General features: G+C 55.2%; 1 pseudogene. It reads left to right on the top strand.

From position 1 onward, the window contains the following. Window positions 1–154, top strand: a pseudogene (locus EN824_RS36420) (SAM-dependent methyltransferase); the annotation flags it as partial. Window positions 155–324: the final 170 nt, after the last annotated feature.

The following is a 324-nucleotide window of genomic DNA, read 5'->3' as shown; positions in this document are numbered from 1 at the left end:
CCCTTATGCCAATCCTGACGGTCGTATCCAAATTACCTACAGACTTCTGTCACCGGTTCACAAAATACGCGAACGTTACATCGTTTCGCACTACGATCTCGTCGTCCGCAACGTTCCTCCCGCACAGCTCTGGATCTATCGACGAGCAGTGTGAGCCACCGGGAGGACACGTGCAACAGGTGGGCTTTTGGAAATCCTTCTACAGGACAGCAAAGCCCGAACTGAACTTGGTGCTGTGGGCCACGCCAATTCGCGCCCTCGCTGGCCCGCCTTTCTATTCCGCATTTCCTGAGTCGATTGACCGCACCGGAGAGATGATGGTCG

Source organism: Mesorhizobium sp. M8A.F.Ca.ET.181.01.1.1 (genome assembly GCF_004792025.1).
GTDB lineage: Bacteria > Pseudomonadota > Alphaproteobacteria > Rhizobiales > Rhizobiaceae > Mesorhizobium.
The sequence above is the reverse complement of the archived record's forward strand: the minus strand, read 5'-3'. Positions and strand labels throughout refer to the sequence as shown.